The sequence below is a fragment of the Marinobacter lutaoensis genome, assembly GCF_001981305.1.
In the GTDB taxonomy this organism is placed as follows: Bacteria; Pseudomonadota; Gammaproteobacteria; order Pseudomonadales; family Oleiphilaceae; genus Marinobacter; species Marinobacter lutaoensis.
In genome coordinates, this window is sequence record NZ_MSCW01000009.1 from 60,300 (window position 1) to 73,486 (window position 13,187).

At 54.0% G+C, this 13,187-nt stretch carries 16 protein-coding genes and 1 pseudogene; 10 read left to right on the top strand and 7 right to left on the bottom strand.

Annotated elements, in window-relative coordinates; translation table 11 throughout:
- Positions 1 to 57 precede the first annotated feature (57 nt).
- From vapC to BTO32_RS14980, 3 genes are all read right to left on the bottom strand, one after another.
- Positions 58 to 471: a type II toxin-antitoxin system tRNA(fMet)-specific endonuclease VapC gene (gene vapC / locus BTO32_RS14970; protein WP_076725458.1), complete on the bottom strand. Its 414-nt coding sequence runs from the start codon at positions 469 to 471 to the stop codon at positions 58 to 60.
- Positions 471 to 701, bottom strand: coding sequence for a type II toxin-antitoxin system VapB family antitoxin (gene vapB, locus BTO32_RS14975; protein ID WP_076725459.1), 231 nt, complete (start codon positions 699 to 701; stop codon positions 471 to 473). The genes vapC and vapB overlap by 1 nt, the downstream gene beginning before the upstream one ends.
- 114 nt (positions 702 to 815) lie before the next feature.
- Positions 816 to 2,063: an RNA-guided endonuclease InsQ/TnpB family protein gene (locus BTO32_RS14980; protein WP_076725460.1), complete on the bottom strand. Its 1,248-nt coding sequence runs from the start codon at positions 2,061 to 2,063 to the stop codon at positions 816 to 818.
- A 14-nt stretch (positions 2,064 to 2,077) separates the two neighbouring features.
- Here BTO32_RS14980 and tnpA (BTO32_RS14985) point away from each other — a divergent pair.
- Positions 2,078 to 2,359: pseudogene (gene tnpA / locus BTO32_RS14985) on the top strand (IS200/IS605 family transposase); the annotation flags it as partial.
- A 105-nt stretch (positions 2,360 to 2,464) separates the two neighbouring features.
- Here the strand turns inward: tnpA (BTO32_RS14985) and BTO32_RS14990 are convergent.
- Positions 2,465 to 3,634 carry an RNA-guided endonuclease InsQ/TnpB family protein gene (locus BTO32_RS14990; RefSeq protein ID WP_076725462.1) on the bottom strand — a complete coding sequence of 390 codons (1,170 nt, stop codon included), beginning with the start codon at positions 3,632 to 3,634 and terminating at the stop codon, positions 2,465 to 2,467.
- Positions 3,635 to 3,689: 55 nt separating this feature from the next.
- On the opposite strand from BTO32_RS14990, the gene tnpA (BTO32_RS14995) reads away from it, so the two are divergent.
- Entirely contained in the window at positions 3,690 to 4,118 is a 429-nt protein-coding gene (gene tnpA, locus BTO32_RS14995) for an IS200/IS605 family transposase (protein WP_076725463.1), read from the top strand.
- A gap of 63 nt (positions 4,119 to 4,181) precedes the next feature.
- Here the strand turns inward: tnpA (BTO32_RS14995) and BTO32_RS15000 are convergent, their stop codons facing one another.
- Together BTO32_RS15000 and BTO32_RS15005 are read right to left on the bottom strand one after the other, a co-directional pair.
- Positions 4,182 to 4,520 carry a hypothetical protein gene (locus BTO32_RS15000; RefSeq protein ID WP_076725464.1) on the bottom strand — a complete coding sequence of 113 codons (339 nt, stop codon included), beginning with the start codon at positions 4,518 to 4,520 and terminating at the stop codon, positions 4,182 to 4,184.
- Positions 4,521 to 4,618: 98 nt separating this feature from the next.
- The gene (locus tag BTO32_RS15005; RefSeq protein WP_076725465.1) at positions 4,619 to 4,924 is read right to left on the bottom strand and encodes a hypothetical protein; all 306 of its coding nucleotides are present in this window, start codon (positions 4,922 to 4,924) and stop codon (positions 4,619 to 4,621) included.
- Positions 4,925 to 5,111: 187 nt separating this feature from the next.
- Between BTO32_RS15005 and BTO32_RS15010 the strand changes: the two genes are divergently transcribed.
- The 6 genes from BTO32_RS15010 to BTO32_RS15035 all read left to right on the top strand — a co-directional run bounded on the left by BTO32_RS15010 (position 5,112) and on the right by BTO32_RS15035 (position 11,095).
- Positions 5,112 to 6,947, top strand: coding sequence for a PRTRC system ParB family protein (locus BTO32_RS15010; RefSeq protein ID WP_084206872.1), 1,836 nt, complete (start codon positions 5,112 to 5,114; stop codon positions 6,945 to 6,947).
- A gap of 76 nt (positions 6,948 to 7,023) precedes the next feature.
- On the top strand, positions 7,024 to 7,479 hold the full coding sequence (locus BTO32_RS15015; RefSeq protein WP_076725466.1) for a hypothetical protein: 456 nt from the start codon (positions 7,024 to 7,026) through the stop codon (positions 7,477 to 7,479).
- 237 nt (positions 7,480 to 7,716) lie between these two features.
- Positions 7,717 to 7,926: a PRTRC system protein C gene (locus BTO32_RS15020; RefSeq protein ID WP_076725467.1), complete on the top strand. Its 210-nt coding sequence runs from the start codon at positions 7,717 to 7,719 to the stop codon at positions 7,924 to 7,926.
- Positions 7,927 to 8,034: 108 nt separating this feature from the next.
- On the top strand, positions 8,035 to 9,498 hold the full coding sequence (locus tag BTO32_RS15025; RefSeq protein ID WP_076725468.1) for an immunoglobulin domain-containing protein: 1,464 nt from the start codon (positions 8,035 to 8,037) through the stop codon (positions 9,496 to 9,498).
- Positions 9,499 to 9,547: 49 nt separating this feature from the next.
- The gene (locus BTO32_RS15030; protein WP_076725469.1) at positions 9,548 to 10,309 is read left to right on the top strand and encodes a PRTRC system protein B; all 762 of its coding nucleotides are present in this window, start codon (positions 9,548 to 9,550) and stop codon (positions 10,307 to 10,309) included.
- Between the two features lie 27 nt (positions 10,310 to 10,336).
- A complete protein-coding gene (locus tag BTO32_RS15035; RefSeq protein ID WP_076725470.1) occupies positions 10,337 to 11,095 on the top strand; it encodes a PRTRC system ThiF family protein in 759 nt (252 codons plus the stop codon).
- Between the two features lie 345 nt (positions 11,096 to 11,440).
- On the opposite strand, the gene BTO32_RS15040 is transcribed toward BTO32_RS15035, so the two are convergent.
- On the bottom strand, positions 11,441 to 11,758 hold the full coding sequence (locus BTO32_RS15040; RefSeq protein ID WP_139339084.1) for a hypothetical protein: 318 nt from the start codon (positions 11,756 to 11,758) through the stop codon (positions 11,441 to 11,443).
- A 338-nt stretch (positions 11,759 to 12,096) separates the two neighbouring features.
- Between BTO32_RS15040 and BTO32_RS15045 the strand changes: the two genes are divergently transcribed.
- Positions 12,097 to 12,498, top strand: a complete 402-nt coding sequence (locus BTO32_RS15045; RefSeq protein ID WP_076725472.1) for a hypothetical protein — start codon at positions 12,097 to 12,099, stop codon at positions 12,496 to 12,498.
- 180 nt (positions 12,499 to 12,678) lie between these two features.
- Positions 12,679 to 13,140 (top strand): hypothetical protein, encoded by a 462-nt coding sequence (locus tag BTO32_RS15050; protein ID WP_076725473.1) that lies wholly within the window; start codon positions 12,679 to 12,681, stop codon positions 13,138 to 13,140.
- Positions 13,141 to 13,187: the final 47 nt, after the last annotated feature.

Sequence of the window (13,187 nt, forward strand, 5' to 3'; positions counted from 1 at the left end):
GCGCCGTAGGAATCTCCGGCCTTCAGGCCGGGGAGGATGTCAACTCTCGGATTCCCATTATTCAGCAGTGTTATTTACCCAGTTTGCCAGGCGTAGCCCAGGCACGTTTTCGAACTGCTTCGTGTTATTCGTGACGACGACCAGGCCCCGTGACCGGGCATGGCCCGCAATCATTTCATCGTAAGGGCCAATCGGTCGCCCCTTCTTTTTGAGTTCGGCTCGCAGTTGCCCAGTATGCGCAGCCGCCTCGTTGTCGTAGGGCAAGACGTTTAGGCGGGCGGCGAAGCCTTCGATAACTCGCAGATTGCGCTCGACTGCGGCGGAAGCCTCGGCGCCGTAGATCAACTCCATCAACGTGACCGCCGAAATGCACATCTGGCCATCATGCGCCTTGAACGCTTCCCGGACCTCTTGTGGCCGGTTTTTGATGGCGTATATAGCGATGTTGGTATCGAGCATGTACTTCAGCATTACAAGGTCTCACGCTTTTGATGGCCTGACTGCTCACGACTTGCCATGAAGTCGTCTGAAACGCCTTCACCGTCGAACCAGGTGTCCCATGATTCGCCTGCAGGAGTGATGATCCTGGCTCGACCTTGGATAACAATATCCACCTGCTTAACGGTGTCAGGGTACGCTACAGGCTTTGGAAGCCGTAACGCCTGACTTTTGTTGCTTTTGAAGATGCTTGCTCTTTCCATTCGTTGTCCCTCATTAAGTATATCCCATTGGTATATCCAGTGTAGCGCCAGTGGCTGGATATGGCAACGGTATATCCCTATCAAGGGCTCCGTCCCATTGACATCCTCCCCCAGCTAAAGCGGGGGGATTCCAGCCGCCTCTGGCGAGACGACGGGTGGTACTCCCTCGCGGTTTCCCACAGGTTCCTGCTTCAAAAGGCGGGCAATCCCATTCCCTCCACAGGCCAGCACCCGGTGCCCCCGGGCTCTGATATTCTTCGCCGCGTTGATGTCCGCGTGTTCTTTGTGTCCACAGGCCCTACAGTGGAACACTGCTTGGCTTGGCCGGTTGTCCGGGCTGGTGTGCCCGCAAGCGGCACATTCCTGGCTGGTGTGATGTGCGGGCACCTTCACCAGCCAGCCCCCTTTCCATTGCAGCTTGTAGTCGAGCTGCCGCACGAACTCACTCCAGCCCTGATCCAGTATGGATCGGTTCAGCCCGGCCTTGGCCCGGACGTTCCTGCCGGGCTCGTCGAGGGTGCCTGCCGCCGACCGGCTCATGTTCCGCACTTTCAGATCCTCGACGAAGACCACCGCTTGGTTCTCGCTGATGGTCGTCGAGATCTTGTGCAGGAAATCCTGCCGGCAGCAGGCGATCTTGTGGTGAAGCCGCTGGATGCGGCGTTTCTGCCGCTTCCAGTTCTCCGAAAACTTCACCTTGCGGTTCAGGGCTCGTTGCGCCCGAGCCAGTTGGTTCTGATACTTGCGATAGGGGCTGATCGGATCGTAGGTGATGCCGTTGGACAAAGAGGCGAAGTTCGCCACCCCTAGATCAATGCCCACGTCCAAGGTGGACGGATGCACCGACTCTGGCAATTCCTGCTCCACCTGCACCGACACATACCAGTGCCCAGCCCGCCAAGACACCGTGGCGTTTTTTACCTTACCCTCGACCTCGCGGCTCTTGAAGAAACCGACCCAACCGATCTTGGGCAGGTAGATACGCCGATTATCCAATTTCACACCCTGTGGGTAGCGAAAGGATGCGTGCTGGTGCTTGCGCTTTTTTCGAGGTAGGCGCTTGAGGGGCTGGTCTTTATCGAAGGCGTCCCGGTAAGCCCGGTCCAAATCCTTGAGCACTTGCTGAAGCGGCTGTGAATGGACTTTACGCAGGAAACCGTATTCCTCGGACTGCTTCCAGAGTGTGAGCCAGTAAGCAGCCTCCTGATACCAGATCAGTGGTTGCTTCGCATCAAGCCGTCTCTGATTCATCCTCCAGATCTGGTTCCAGATCCAACGGCAACACCCGGCGTGGCGGAACAGCTTTTGCTCCAAGACCGGGTTGGTCTTTAGTCGAAACCTATAGGCTTTGCGGATCAGCATAGAACTTGTTCCGCAAGGTGTGTGAGGACTTCGAGGTGGAACTGATCGAGTTCAACGGCGAGTCCGACCATGTGCATCTGCTGGTGAATTATCCTCCGAAGGTGCAGCTCTCCCGGTTGGTGAATTCATTAAAGGGTGTGTCTAGCAGAAAACTGAAGCTGTATCACCCGGAACTCATCAAGCCCGCATACCTGAAAAACGCGCTCTGGTCGCCATCCTACTTTGCCGGTTCCGTTGGCGGTGCGCCACTATCTGTCCTGAAGCAATACATCGAGCAGCAGAAAACACCTCACTAATCGCCCTGTCGGGCGATGGCGCTTATATCCCCGCCCTCAAAGGGCGGGGTTTTACGCGCCGCCAGGTGACTGCTCCCCGCCCTGACGGGCGAGGCTTCCAACTTCTCAGGCCGCTGCCGGTGCGTGACCGGGCTTACGCAAGCCTCCATTGGCAGGAACCGACAGTCCTTCGGCTCGTAGTTTAATAACCCCCTGCTGGCGGATGTTGATCGCGGCATTAATGTCGCGGTCATGCTCCGTATGGCAGACTGGGCAAGACCAGTTACGCACTTTTAGGGGCAAGGAGTCTACCTTGTGGGCGCAGCAGGAGCAGGTCTTGGAGCTGGCAAACCACTGGTCGATCTTGACCAGATATTTACCTTGTGCCTTGGCCTTGTACTCCAGCTTCTGGATCAAGCTGAACCAACTGGCATCAGCGATATTCTTCGCCAATTTCTTGTTCTTCAACAGGTTTTTCACTTTCAGTGTCTCGACTACCACCGCTTGGTTTTCGTCGATGAGTTGTCGAGACAGCTTGTGCTGAAAATCAGCACGGGCATTTGCAAGGCGCTCATACGCCTTGGCCAGTTTCAGCCGCGCTTGCGCACGACCTTTGCTGCCTTTCTGGCAGCGAGACAGGGCTTTTTGCTTGCGTCGAAGGTTTGCAGCAGCACGTTTCAGGAAGCGTGGGTTCGCTATCTTGTTGCCTTCTGAGTCGATAAGGAGATGGGTGAGTCCCATATCAACGCCCAGTACCGCATCGACAGTTTTCAGGGGTGAAGGGGCTTCTACACCATCCTCAAACAACAGAGATGCGTAATACTTCCCCGTCACTGTCCGCGACAGAGTGATGCTCTTGAGGTTACCCGTCAGTTCGCGGTGAATCCTTGCTTTGATCGGCTCCATCTTCGGCACCTTGATCCAGTTCTCACCTGCACTGACGCTCGTGCAGTGGTAACTGGACTGCTTCCCGTGCTTGCGCTTGAACTTCGGGTAATGCGCCGGGTGCTTCGGATCAAAGAAATTCTGGAAGGCTTTATCGAGGTTGATGCACGCTTGCTGGAGTGCGATGGAGTCGAAGTCTCTGAGCCAGTGATACTTGCGGGACTTCTTCGCCACCGCCAGCAGGGGCTTGAGGTCTTGCTTGGCACGAAGTTTCCTACCATGCCGCCGGTACTGAGAGCTGATGATATGCAATGCCTTGTTGTACACAAACCGCGTAGCACCAAACTGGCGGTTAAGGAACTCCGCCTGCTCAGGTGTCGGATAGATGCGTACCTTGATTGCCTTTAACATTTCAGTGCTCACAGCTAGAATAGAGTAATTATAGTATTTATAGAGTCATTTTCAAATGAGTGTACAGGATCACACGCCCCTCAAGGACTACCTGAGAAAACGGCACAGCGTCACGAGGCTAGTCGTGCATCTGGTCTTCACCACCAAGTACCGCCGTAAGCTGTTTGACGGCTACATGGTTGAACAACTGCGTGAAGCGTTTGAGTCGGCCTGCGAGAAATTGGAGTGCGAGCTGATGGAAATGGATGGCGAGGCCGACCACGTTCACCTGCTCGTAAGTTACCCGCCCAAGCTATCCGTCAGCGTGTTGGTGAACAACCTGAAATCTGTATCGTCACGCCGTATACGAATACTCAATACGCACATACCACGGCAAAGCAAAAGTGGGGCGCTGTGGTCACGCTCCTACTTCGCGTGTAGCGCCGGGGGGGCGACCATTGAGACTTTGCGGGAGTACGTGCAGAGTCAGGCTACACCGGATTAGAACCGCTGCGCGGTTCCCGCTTGTATCCCCGCCCGATTGGGCGGGGGTTTACGCGGGGTTGTGCTAAGTTTTTTCTGGATGAAGTCTGCAAGCCTGGGAAATCATGTAGCCAACCCCTGCGATCTTGTGTTCGTGTTTAGGGCCGAATGATTGAAGGTGAGCGCGAACACACCTGTTTAAATGCTCTGGTTTTACTCCATCATTGAGCTCGACCTTGCAAGCTGGCAGCTCGGTGCCGTAAAAGATGGCTTCCGCTAACGAGGTGTAAAGGTTCCCCCGCTTAAAATCCTCCGGAATTTCCTCCCAGGTTGGCAGCAGGCGCTCAGTTGAGAACGCCAGCTCTACATCAGTAATGGACGCAACTTGTTCCGGCGTTAAGCTATATGGTTTATCGTGTGGCATTATCGAATTCCAATAACTGATCAGTGATCTATCTGAGCGTCGAACACCATTGGTTCTATGCTGGTTTGGCCATTCGTACCCAATTTGGATGTCGCCCGTTAGAGCTTCTGACGAAGCAAGTATAACTCGGTGATAATCCGAGCCACCCCAATTATCAAAACACCCAAAGCAGGCAGGACGAGAGACGAGATGTCCTGGGCCACATGAGCCACCCGGCTCTGCCAATCTGCACCGCCAGCAAAGAACACCGTCACCCAGAGTAGAATCAAGGCCCAGCCCACCAAATCGATCAGCGTCGCAGCCAGGGAACCCAGCCGGGGAGTTCGCTTTGCTTCTTGCGTTGCCCCGACTTTCTCTAACTGCGCGATGGATTCCCCATCTTCCGGTAATCGCCCTTGCGCCATGTCACCCCCGTTTTCCTGTGTTGACCTACTGGATTTTAACACTGGGGCTACATGCACTCCGGCCATTCCGCCCAAACGAAACAGCCTTCTCCAACGAATTCTGAGGGCAAAAGAGTTGAAAATAGTATGCGTAAAGCATACCATATAAAGCGTAAGAGGTCACACGCCCAAGCACGGAGAGAAAACCATGACATTCGATGCAACCCTCAGCCAAAGCACAACAGAAATCGCAGAGCAAGCGTCCACACCGAACAGCGACACCCACGCGGAAGCAGAAGAAGTGCGCTTTGTCAGCCCAAACGAAATTGAGATCATCCCGGAACGCAACCCGCGTCGAACCCGCTCAAAAACTGAAGTGGACGAAATGCGCGAGTCCATTCGCCGGCGCGGCGTAATGCAGTCCGTCATGGTTCGCCCAAACCCGAATCCTGACACCGACAAGCCGTATGAGCTGATCGCCGGATATACCAGGATGGCGCTTGCCCTGGAGCTAGGAATTGAGAAAGTACCGGCCCTGGTGCGTCAGGTTTCAGACGACCAGATTCTTGAATTTGCCGCGATTGAAAACATCGTGCGGTCAGACATGACTCCGATGGATGAAGGCATGGCCGCTCGAAACCTCATGTCTGAAGGCAAAGATGCGGATGAGATTTGTAAACTGCTGGGATGGAACCCAACCTTTCTCAAGGGGCGCATCCAGTTGACGCACTGCATCGATGAAGTAGCACAAGCCTTGTGCGACAAACAAATCAACATCGGTCACGCGCAACTGCTATCTGGCCTTCGCCCCGAGTCTCAAAAGAACGCCCTGGCAGTGATCGTGCAACACAATCTGACTGTTGACCAATTACGAGAGAAGATCGACCAGCTTTCATTGCGACTCAAAGCCGCTGCGTTTGATCTGACAGATTGTGCAACCTGCCCCCACAATTCATCGACCCAGACCAGCCTTTTTGCTGATACGACATCGTTGGCTAAGGCGCGGTGCCTGAATAAAGCCTGCTTTGAGAAAAAAACCCAAGAGCATCTAACCTCGGTAAAAGCAGAGCTGGCGGAGTCCTATCACAAAATTGCGTTCACTAGCGAAGTGCCAACGGGTGCAACAACCGTTGTGGTTGCGGGTGGCCCTCACGGGGTAGGCGAACAACAGGCGCAAGCCTGCACCGAGTGCCAGCACTTCGGAGCTTTGATTGACAACGCACTCGGCTCCAAAGCTGCCGTGACAGAGCATGTGTGCTTCAACCTGAAATGCCACAATGAGAAGGTGGCGGCCCACAAAAACATCATTGCAACGGATGCACAACAGGATCAGACCACAAGCAAGGGTGAGACAAACAATGACTCTGGTGCCATGCCCGCTGGCGCTAAAGGCTCCAATAAGCAAAGCGCATCGGAAAACGGCAAAGCCAAGCAAACCAAGTCACCAGCTAAGACCGCCATCCCTAAGAAGATTCTGGAACAACACCATCAGATTCACCGGAAGGCAGCCGCTGAAACCGCACAAAACGAACGAAAACTTGCTCTCATTGGCAGCATCCTGTGCCTGATTCGTGATGCCAAGGTGACGCTGCCAAAAACGCCGAAAGACTGGCCGGTGTCAATCAGCGATGGCAAGTCCGCCCGGAAAGCAGCCGAGCTTCTTGATACCCAGCCCGTAGAAGCGCTGGAAAAACTGCAAACGAAGCTGGTCAGCCAGATGGTGTTGAAAGCGCAAGGCAATTTCGGTGGCGAAAACGAGGGTGATGTATTTGGTGGTTTTGCTCACTGGATCGCAGAGTCTCGTCAGTCTGATCTGTCGGCGTACTTCACTATGAGCGCAGAGTATCTGTCTGCGTTTACCAAACCGATGATCGAGTCGCGCCTTAAAGCAGCGGGTTTCGACAAGCACTACGACCAAACGCATGGTGACAAGGCGTTCGATGCACTGATGAAAGGCAATAAAGGCGACATCCTCAAAGCCGTCAAAGAGTCTGATTTCAATTTCAGCGGCTTTATTCCCGAAGGGTTGGCACTGAGCAAGTAATGGCAACCGGCGGGGACAAACTGTCCCCCCGGAGAACTGAAAACGGTCGAAACGAATATTGATTGAGGTAACAAAGATGAACTCTACCCTGCTGGAACTGGTGACTCCGATTCTGAACAGCAAGACCGCAAAAGTAACCATGGATATTTCCGCTGGCCCTACGGATGACGAACTCCAAGTGGTCGTAAAACCCGTCATTGGCCCGGTTTCAGACAAGGCACCGGAAGAATTGAAAGTCCTGTGCGCCGCGCTTGGACAGCACATCAAGGTAACGGGCGAGCCGGGCGACATTGAACGACTCCTGGCCGAGCGCGTGAACGAACAAGCGGGCAAGCGCCACCAATGGGCGAACCGGGCAGCCCAACTCGACGCCGCTATCGCCGCCGCAGCCGCCAAAGACGCCAATGGCAGCAAGAAAACGACCTCTACAACCAGCACGAAGAAAACCGAAACCTCTGGTGCACTGGTGGAAACCGACACCGAGGATTCACCGAATGAAAACGAGGCGCCGTCCTTCGATCTCGATCTTTGATCCGCAGAAACCTCCGTGCGCCGGGAATACCCGGTTTTGGGCGAACCTTTCGGTTCGCCCTTTTTTGTGCCCAGACAGGCGAAACGAGTCCTGGCATTCACGATAGTGAGCACTTCTTGTGTTGTGTTGACAGAAGTATGCGTAACGCATACTATATGACTATCTCGGATCGATTGCCTCGCATCCGACTAACCCCGCGAACACGATCAATCGCTTTTGCCACACAGGAGAAACACTATGGCAACCATCACCACGCTAACCCGAGTATTCCGCCTGGGAGCTACCGATTTGCCTGACCCTGATCCCGATCTGACGCCGGAGCAGGTTTTGGAAGCCTACAAGGAACAATATCCTTCACTTCGCTACGGCAAAGTTCAGGAAGTCGGGATCGAAGCGGACACCCTTGTATATCAACTCGTGCCTGCCGAGCTGCACCCCAATGGCTGACTTGGAACGGGCGTTAGCCGAATTGGAGCAGTGGGCCGACCATGACGCCAATTCGGCAAGTCTGACAACAACCGGCGGCCATCATGGTGAATACGGAGAAGAAGAATCATGTTTGTCACCCCATCAGATCAGATGCCTGCTCGATCTGGCCAGGAACATCCGGGCCTGCCCTTTGCCGGAGTCGCTAATGCCGCCTATCCCTCGCTAACCTGCCAGGCACAGGGACACCCCCTGCTCCCTGTGCTGCGGGTTCCAGAATTTGGCAGCCACACTCAAAACGAGTACACCCTGGCAAAGGCGTTCAGCACTACAAAGCTGAAAGGCCAACCCGACCGATCCACACTTTTCGAGCACATCAACGTGCTTGCAAAAACCGGTCATCTAACCGCCGATCAGGCCCGCTACCTGGCCGAACATAAAGAGCAAGATGCCGTCCTCTGGAATGCTGTGGGCTCCTTGTCGAAAGACTGCTTCACTGACTCGGAGCGCCACATTTCAAGCTCTGTGGACACCCTCGTTCGCACGACATTTCCGCTACAGAAGATTGTCAGGTTCGCTGTGGAATGGAAGCGGGCTTATCCAGCCTCCATCAAAGACGCAACCATCCGAAATCTGAACCGGGCCGTTATCGGTACAGAGCACAAAGGGAATGCACAACCCCCACAAAAGAAATTCGACAAACTGCGAAACGCCACTGCCGCTGTACTATGGGACGTAACAACCTTTCTCAACAACCGGATGAAGAAGCAAGTTGGCTGGATCGAACTTGGTTTTGATTTGCATAAAACCACCGACAACCACCCCATCGCACTCAGCTTTGGCGGTGTTTCAGGGTTCGTCTACAACATCGATTTGGCCCAGTGTCAGGAAGAAATTTGGCAAACCACCAATCTGGCCTTGCAACTCATCACCACCATCGCCTGCCCAGGCATGACATCGGCGGACGCTCTGGAATACCACGAATGCCTTCTGGATGAAGTTTGCGAAGAACTCGCGGAGATTGAACAAGCCCTGGAAGCGGCCGGGGTAGACGTTGACGATGATGATAGCGTGGACGCCTTTCTTGACCGTATTGAGACGTGGGTGATTACCACATCTGAGGAACTGCAATATTACCGGGAGAGAGCGCGGCGCCTGAACCAAGAAAAAAAGCGCTGGCAACTGCCTCCCACCACCCAACATAACCTGGACAGCCTGCATCAGTTATTGCAACAGCTTCCAGCCCCGGCAAACGAACAGGAAACAAAGCTGATTGAATGGTGCCGCCAGGCATATCAGACGTTACGTGACATCCCCACCTTCTGGACTGAGTGTATCGACGCATCGCACCAGCCATGCGCAAGCTATGAATTCGATGCCAACCTTCTCATTATGTTGAAAGACGACCAGGAAACGCTTGAGGTTGCGGACAGCATTCACCGTTCGATGATGGAAGGCGGCGAAGAAGTGAGAATGGAGTTTGACTATGCCACGCCTCCGGCACAACTGGTTCGGCTGGCCGACACGATCAATGTCGGATGGCGACTGCTCGACGCGCTTGATGAGGCCGTAAACGCTGGCAAGGACACTTGACTATAGTATGCTTTAGGCATACCATGGGGGAGTAGATGGGAGGAAACCTATGTATCAATCAACCGCTAAAGTTCAGTCCATCGCTCTACTGATTCACCAAGTCGAGCAATCCGCGACCAACGAACCGGCCATTGCCATCATGGCTCACGACGTTTTTCATCAAGAAAACGGGCAATCAATTCTTGGGGCCGGTCGCCCATTTGGGCATACCGAGAAAAAACACATGCTGGACATTCTCAGCCAGGATACCAGCCCGGAAATGGAATTTCTGGAAGCTCGTTGTCTGGCCCAGGGCAAAGAAACCCTCATGTGGTATCGGCCCCGTCAAAGAACTCAAGTGGACGTTCTCGGAAAAGACTACAACGTACCTCTGCCATCACTGGTATTCCTGCTGCACCAAAAAGAGCTGTTCGTAGCCGCTTATGCTGGTGACAAGCGCCCCACGAAGGATACCCGACTGCTCAAAGCGGGTCTGCCCAATGTCGGCGGAATTGATGGACTCTGGTGTTCTGGCGGCAACTCGCTTCCGAGTCACCCAAGGCAATCCCACATCGAGGAAGTCGAGCGCGTTTTCTTTCTGAGTCCGTTCACACACTTTAACGGCGCGGATGCAGAGTTTGATCTACCAGGCGCCGAAGATAGCACTACGAAGGAGTACATGCTGTCGTATTTCGATCTGCTGGCTTCCAAGAGGACATTCCCAGTAAGCAAATTGGCTCGGCTTGAGGGCCAATCAACCCACTTCCGCCGGAACTTCGACGAGCGTGGAGTAACGCTCAAGAGTTGGTTTGATGCCATCACCGGGCACTGATTGAGGCACGCGCAGGAGGGACGACCAATGACTGCCATGATTCCAAAAGCCATTCGCACTCGACCGCGTGTCTTTGAAAACCACGACTATCCACTCAGAGTGCTGCTGGTTGGCGCTGGTGGGAATGGCTCAGAATGCTTCGATGGTCTGCTGAGACTTCACACAGCCTTGCTCGCACTCGGCGGGAAAGGACTCAGCGTCACGGTCATGGACGATGACGAGGTATCCCCCAGCAATATCGTCCGCCAGCGCTTTTGGCCGCATGAAATCGGCACCAATAAAGCCATCGCACTTACACACCGCGCCAATTTGATGCTGGGCACCAACTGGGTCGGCCTGCCCTATCGACTCACAGACAAACAGCAATTTACCCACAATCCAAATCTGGTCATTACAGCGGTAGACAACCTGGAATCCAGACGAATGGTGAACCGCATGTTTTCCAGAAAGCTCAATGTTTTTTGGCTGGACATGGGGTGTGATAAAGACAAAGCACAGGTCGTATTTGGGCGTTTTGGGGACAACAAATTGACCGACGAATGGCCTAGCGTCATGGCCCACTACCCCGACCTGGCCACCCGAGAGGATGCAGAAAATAACCCATCTTGTTCCGCCGCTGAGTCCCTGGCCAGACAAGACTTGATGATTAACGGAGCGGTCGCCAATGCCGCCATCAACATGCTCTGGAAAGTGATGCGTGAAGGACAAATCTCATTCAACGGCGTAGTCATCGACTTATCCAGCGGGCACTCCCAAGGCATGAGTTTCCTTCCGTTCGCGCCCTAACAACGCTGATTGAACACCGCAACCAGCCCGGTGGCGCACCGCACCCAGCCTCCCTCCCTCCGGCCGGCGAGGGCATCGCCCGACCCGGCCATCCTCACCGACGCCAGCGCGGAGGTGAGGTTAAGCGCTGGCCGAAGGCCACAAATCGACAGACTCCACACCCAATAGGCAGCGCGGAACTCAAGCTCACCCTGAGCGCCAGAACCACCTCCCCATTAAATGCAAAAACAACACGCCATGATGCAGCCCAAGCTGCGGGACAGCGCACTGCAATAAGCCAAGGCACAGAGCCCAGATACAAAAACGCCGGCAAATGCCGGCGTCTGAGCGTCATACCTCGCAAATTTAATCGGATGATTTTTTCTTCAATTCCACGATCTCCCCGTGCTCGTTATACCGGAGTGTCGCCAAGTCATAGCCGAGCCTGTCCAGGAAGTCCAGACATGCAGTGGCGAGACAGTCTGAATTGGTGGGATTCCGATGGTCGGGGTGATCCTGGTCATAGAGCTTCCGGTTAAAGGCGACAGAGATTTGTCGGATACCCCGTTTATCTTCATCGCCCATCGCAAACCAGCGGGCAATTTCAAAGCTGTTGTATTGCTCACGCAAGCGGCGCATTGCACGAACAAACATTGCGGATTTGGTTTCCGGTTTTAAGGCCATGGTATATCGCTCTGTGAAGAAAAAACCTACCCGGCAAAGTACGCCGAAAGCATACTGGCAGTGTAATCAACGATGAGTTGAAATAAAACTCTGAACGCTATCGGATTTCCGAAAAGGCTCAAAAAAATACCGTCGGTGCAAGGAAAGCGTTATCACGTCGCAACGCGACAACATGTGCCATCTGTACGCCATCGAGGCCAAACATCTCGACATTTCGACAAGACGATCACCTTGGATCGTGTGCACGACATTGCATCGTTTTTTGGCCGACGGACTTGCATCAATCAAAGTGCTGGGAATATTATTCATCCGCCTAACATCACATGGAGTATTGCAGTATGAAGTTTAAAGGCTTTGTAGCGGGCGCACTTGCCATGACCCTGCTGAGTGGCTGTTCCACTGTCATCAAAGGCACCAGCGAGTCAATCACCGTCAATTCCCTGGAAGATGGTACGACGATCTATGTTAATGGCGCCGCTCGCGGCAAAGATTCCGCATTCGTGAACCTGGAAAAAGGCAAGGTCCATACCATTACTGCCCGGAAAGAAGGCTGCGAACCCGCGACCACTCAAACCGGCGAGTCGTTTGACCCCACTACCCTGCTCGGAATTTTGATCGACTGGGGCCTGATTACCATTCCCGTGGACCTGATTTCCGGTGCTGCCTGGGAAATCACACCCACAACGTACACCGTGACGCCCATTTGCCCGGGCAGCAATGCGGTTGCTACATCCCAGTAACCTCGGCGGAAATAGAGCTCTCAAAGCAGACACCTGGCGGCGTTGGCGGCCAGGTGTTTTTTTTGGGCGCCGAGAATGTTGCGTAAAAGCGACACCCGGGATTCATGTGATTGAAGGATCTTTTCTCAAACCTATAATCTCGACGTCACATAGGTTACTTTGATATGCGGGAGTCTCGAAATGCTGAATGTCGCTAAACATCGGGCACTGGAAGTCATTGATCGGTTCTTGGGACTCCCTGCAACCTATGACTCGACTCACCGCCGAATTGAACCTTCCTGGCCAGAGAAAATTGAAAACACGGCCACTCAGGAGGAATTGTCTCCTCCAATTCTGATTCCGGAATCGCCGCTGATTAACTTTCTCTCGCAAATCACCCTGTCCCAGCGACTAAACATCCGAAATATCACCCTCAGTGAGCGATTGGGATACCGGATTGAGCAACAGTTCCGGGATGCCGAAGCCCTTTATCGATGGCTGACCCCGGGACAACGCATTGTGACCAATTTTGCCTGGCCGGCAGAGTCTCATCGAATTCGTTGGTTCAGGACGCCTATTACAGCCAAAGACCTCATCAACGCTGCAGAGCTCGTACACGATCCCGAATCTCTTGAGGGTATCGTTGGGGAAGCGCAGTTTTAAGGCCCGGGTAGCATTCTCTGATTCGCTCGCCCGAAAAATCGATTGCC

Bases quoted from the DNA above. Each gene is read 5' to 3' on its own strand.
- vapC (WP_076725458.1), bottom strand. From the start codon at position 471: ATGCTGAAGTACATGCTCGATACCAACATCGCTATATACGCCATCAAA.
- vapB (WP_076725459.1), bottom strand. From the start codon at position 701: ATGGAAAGAGCAAGCATCTTCAAAAGCAACAAAAGTCAGGCGTTACGG.
- BTO32_RS14980 (WP_076725460.1), bottom strand. From the start codon at position 2,063: ATGCTGATCCGCAAAGCCTATAGGTTTCGACTAAAGACCAACCCGGTC.
- BTO32_RS14990 (WP_076725462.1), bottom strand. From the start codon at position 3,634: ATGTTAAAGGCAATCAAGGTACGCATCTATCCGACACCTGAGCAGGCG.
- tnpA (WP_076725463.1), top strand. From the start codon at position 3,690: ATGAGTGTACAGGATCACACGCCCCTCAAGGACTACCTGAGAAAACGG.
- BTO32_RS15000 (WP_076725464.1), bottom strand. From the start codon at position 4,520: ATGCCACACGATAAACCATATAGCTTAACGCCGGAACAAGTTGCGTCC.
- BTO32_RS15005 (WP_076725465.1), bottom strand. From the start codon at position 4,924: ATGGCGCAAGGGCGATTACCGGAAGATGGGGAATCCATCGCGCAGTTA.
- BTO32_RS15010 (WP_084206872.1), top strand. From the start codon at position 5,112: ATGACATTCGATGCAACCCTCAGCCAAAGCACAACAGAAATCGCAGAG.
- BTO32_RS15015 (WP_076725466.1), top strand. From the start codon at position 7,024: ATGAACTCTACCCTGCTGGAACTGGTGACTCCGATTCTGAACAGCAAG.
- BTO32_RS15020 (WP_076725467.1), top strand. From the start codon at position 7,717: ATGGCAACCATCACCACGCTAACCCGAGTATTCCGCCTGGGAGCTACC.
- BTO32_RS15025 (WP_076725468.1), top strand. From the start codon at position 8,035: ATGTTTGTCACCCCATCAGATCAGATGCCTGCTCGATCTGGCCAGGAA.
- BTO32_RS15030 (WP_076725469.1), top strand. From the start codon at position 9,548: ATGTATCAATCAACCGCTAAAGTTCAGTCCATCGCTCTACTGATTCAC.
- BTO32_RS15035 (WP_076725470.1), top strand. From the start codon at position 10,337: ATGACTGCCATGATTCCAAAAGCCATTCGCACTCGACCGCGTGTCTTT.
- BTO32_RS15040 (WP_139339084.1), bottom strand. From the start codon at position 11,758: ATGGCCTTAAAACCGGAAACCAAATCCGCAATGTTTGTTCGTGCAATG.
- BTO32_RS15045 (WP_076725472.1), top strand. From the start codon at position 12,097: ATGAAGTTTAAAGGCTTTGTAGCGGGCGCACTTGCCATGACCCTGCTG.
- BTO32_RS15050 (WP_076725473.1), top strand. From the start codon at position 12,679: ATGCTGAATGTCGCTAAACATCGGGCACTGGAAGTCATTGATCGGTTC.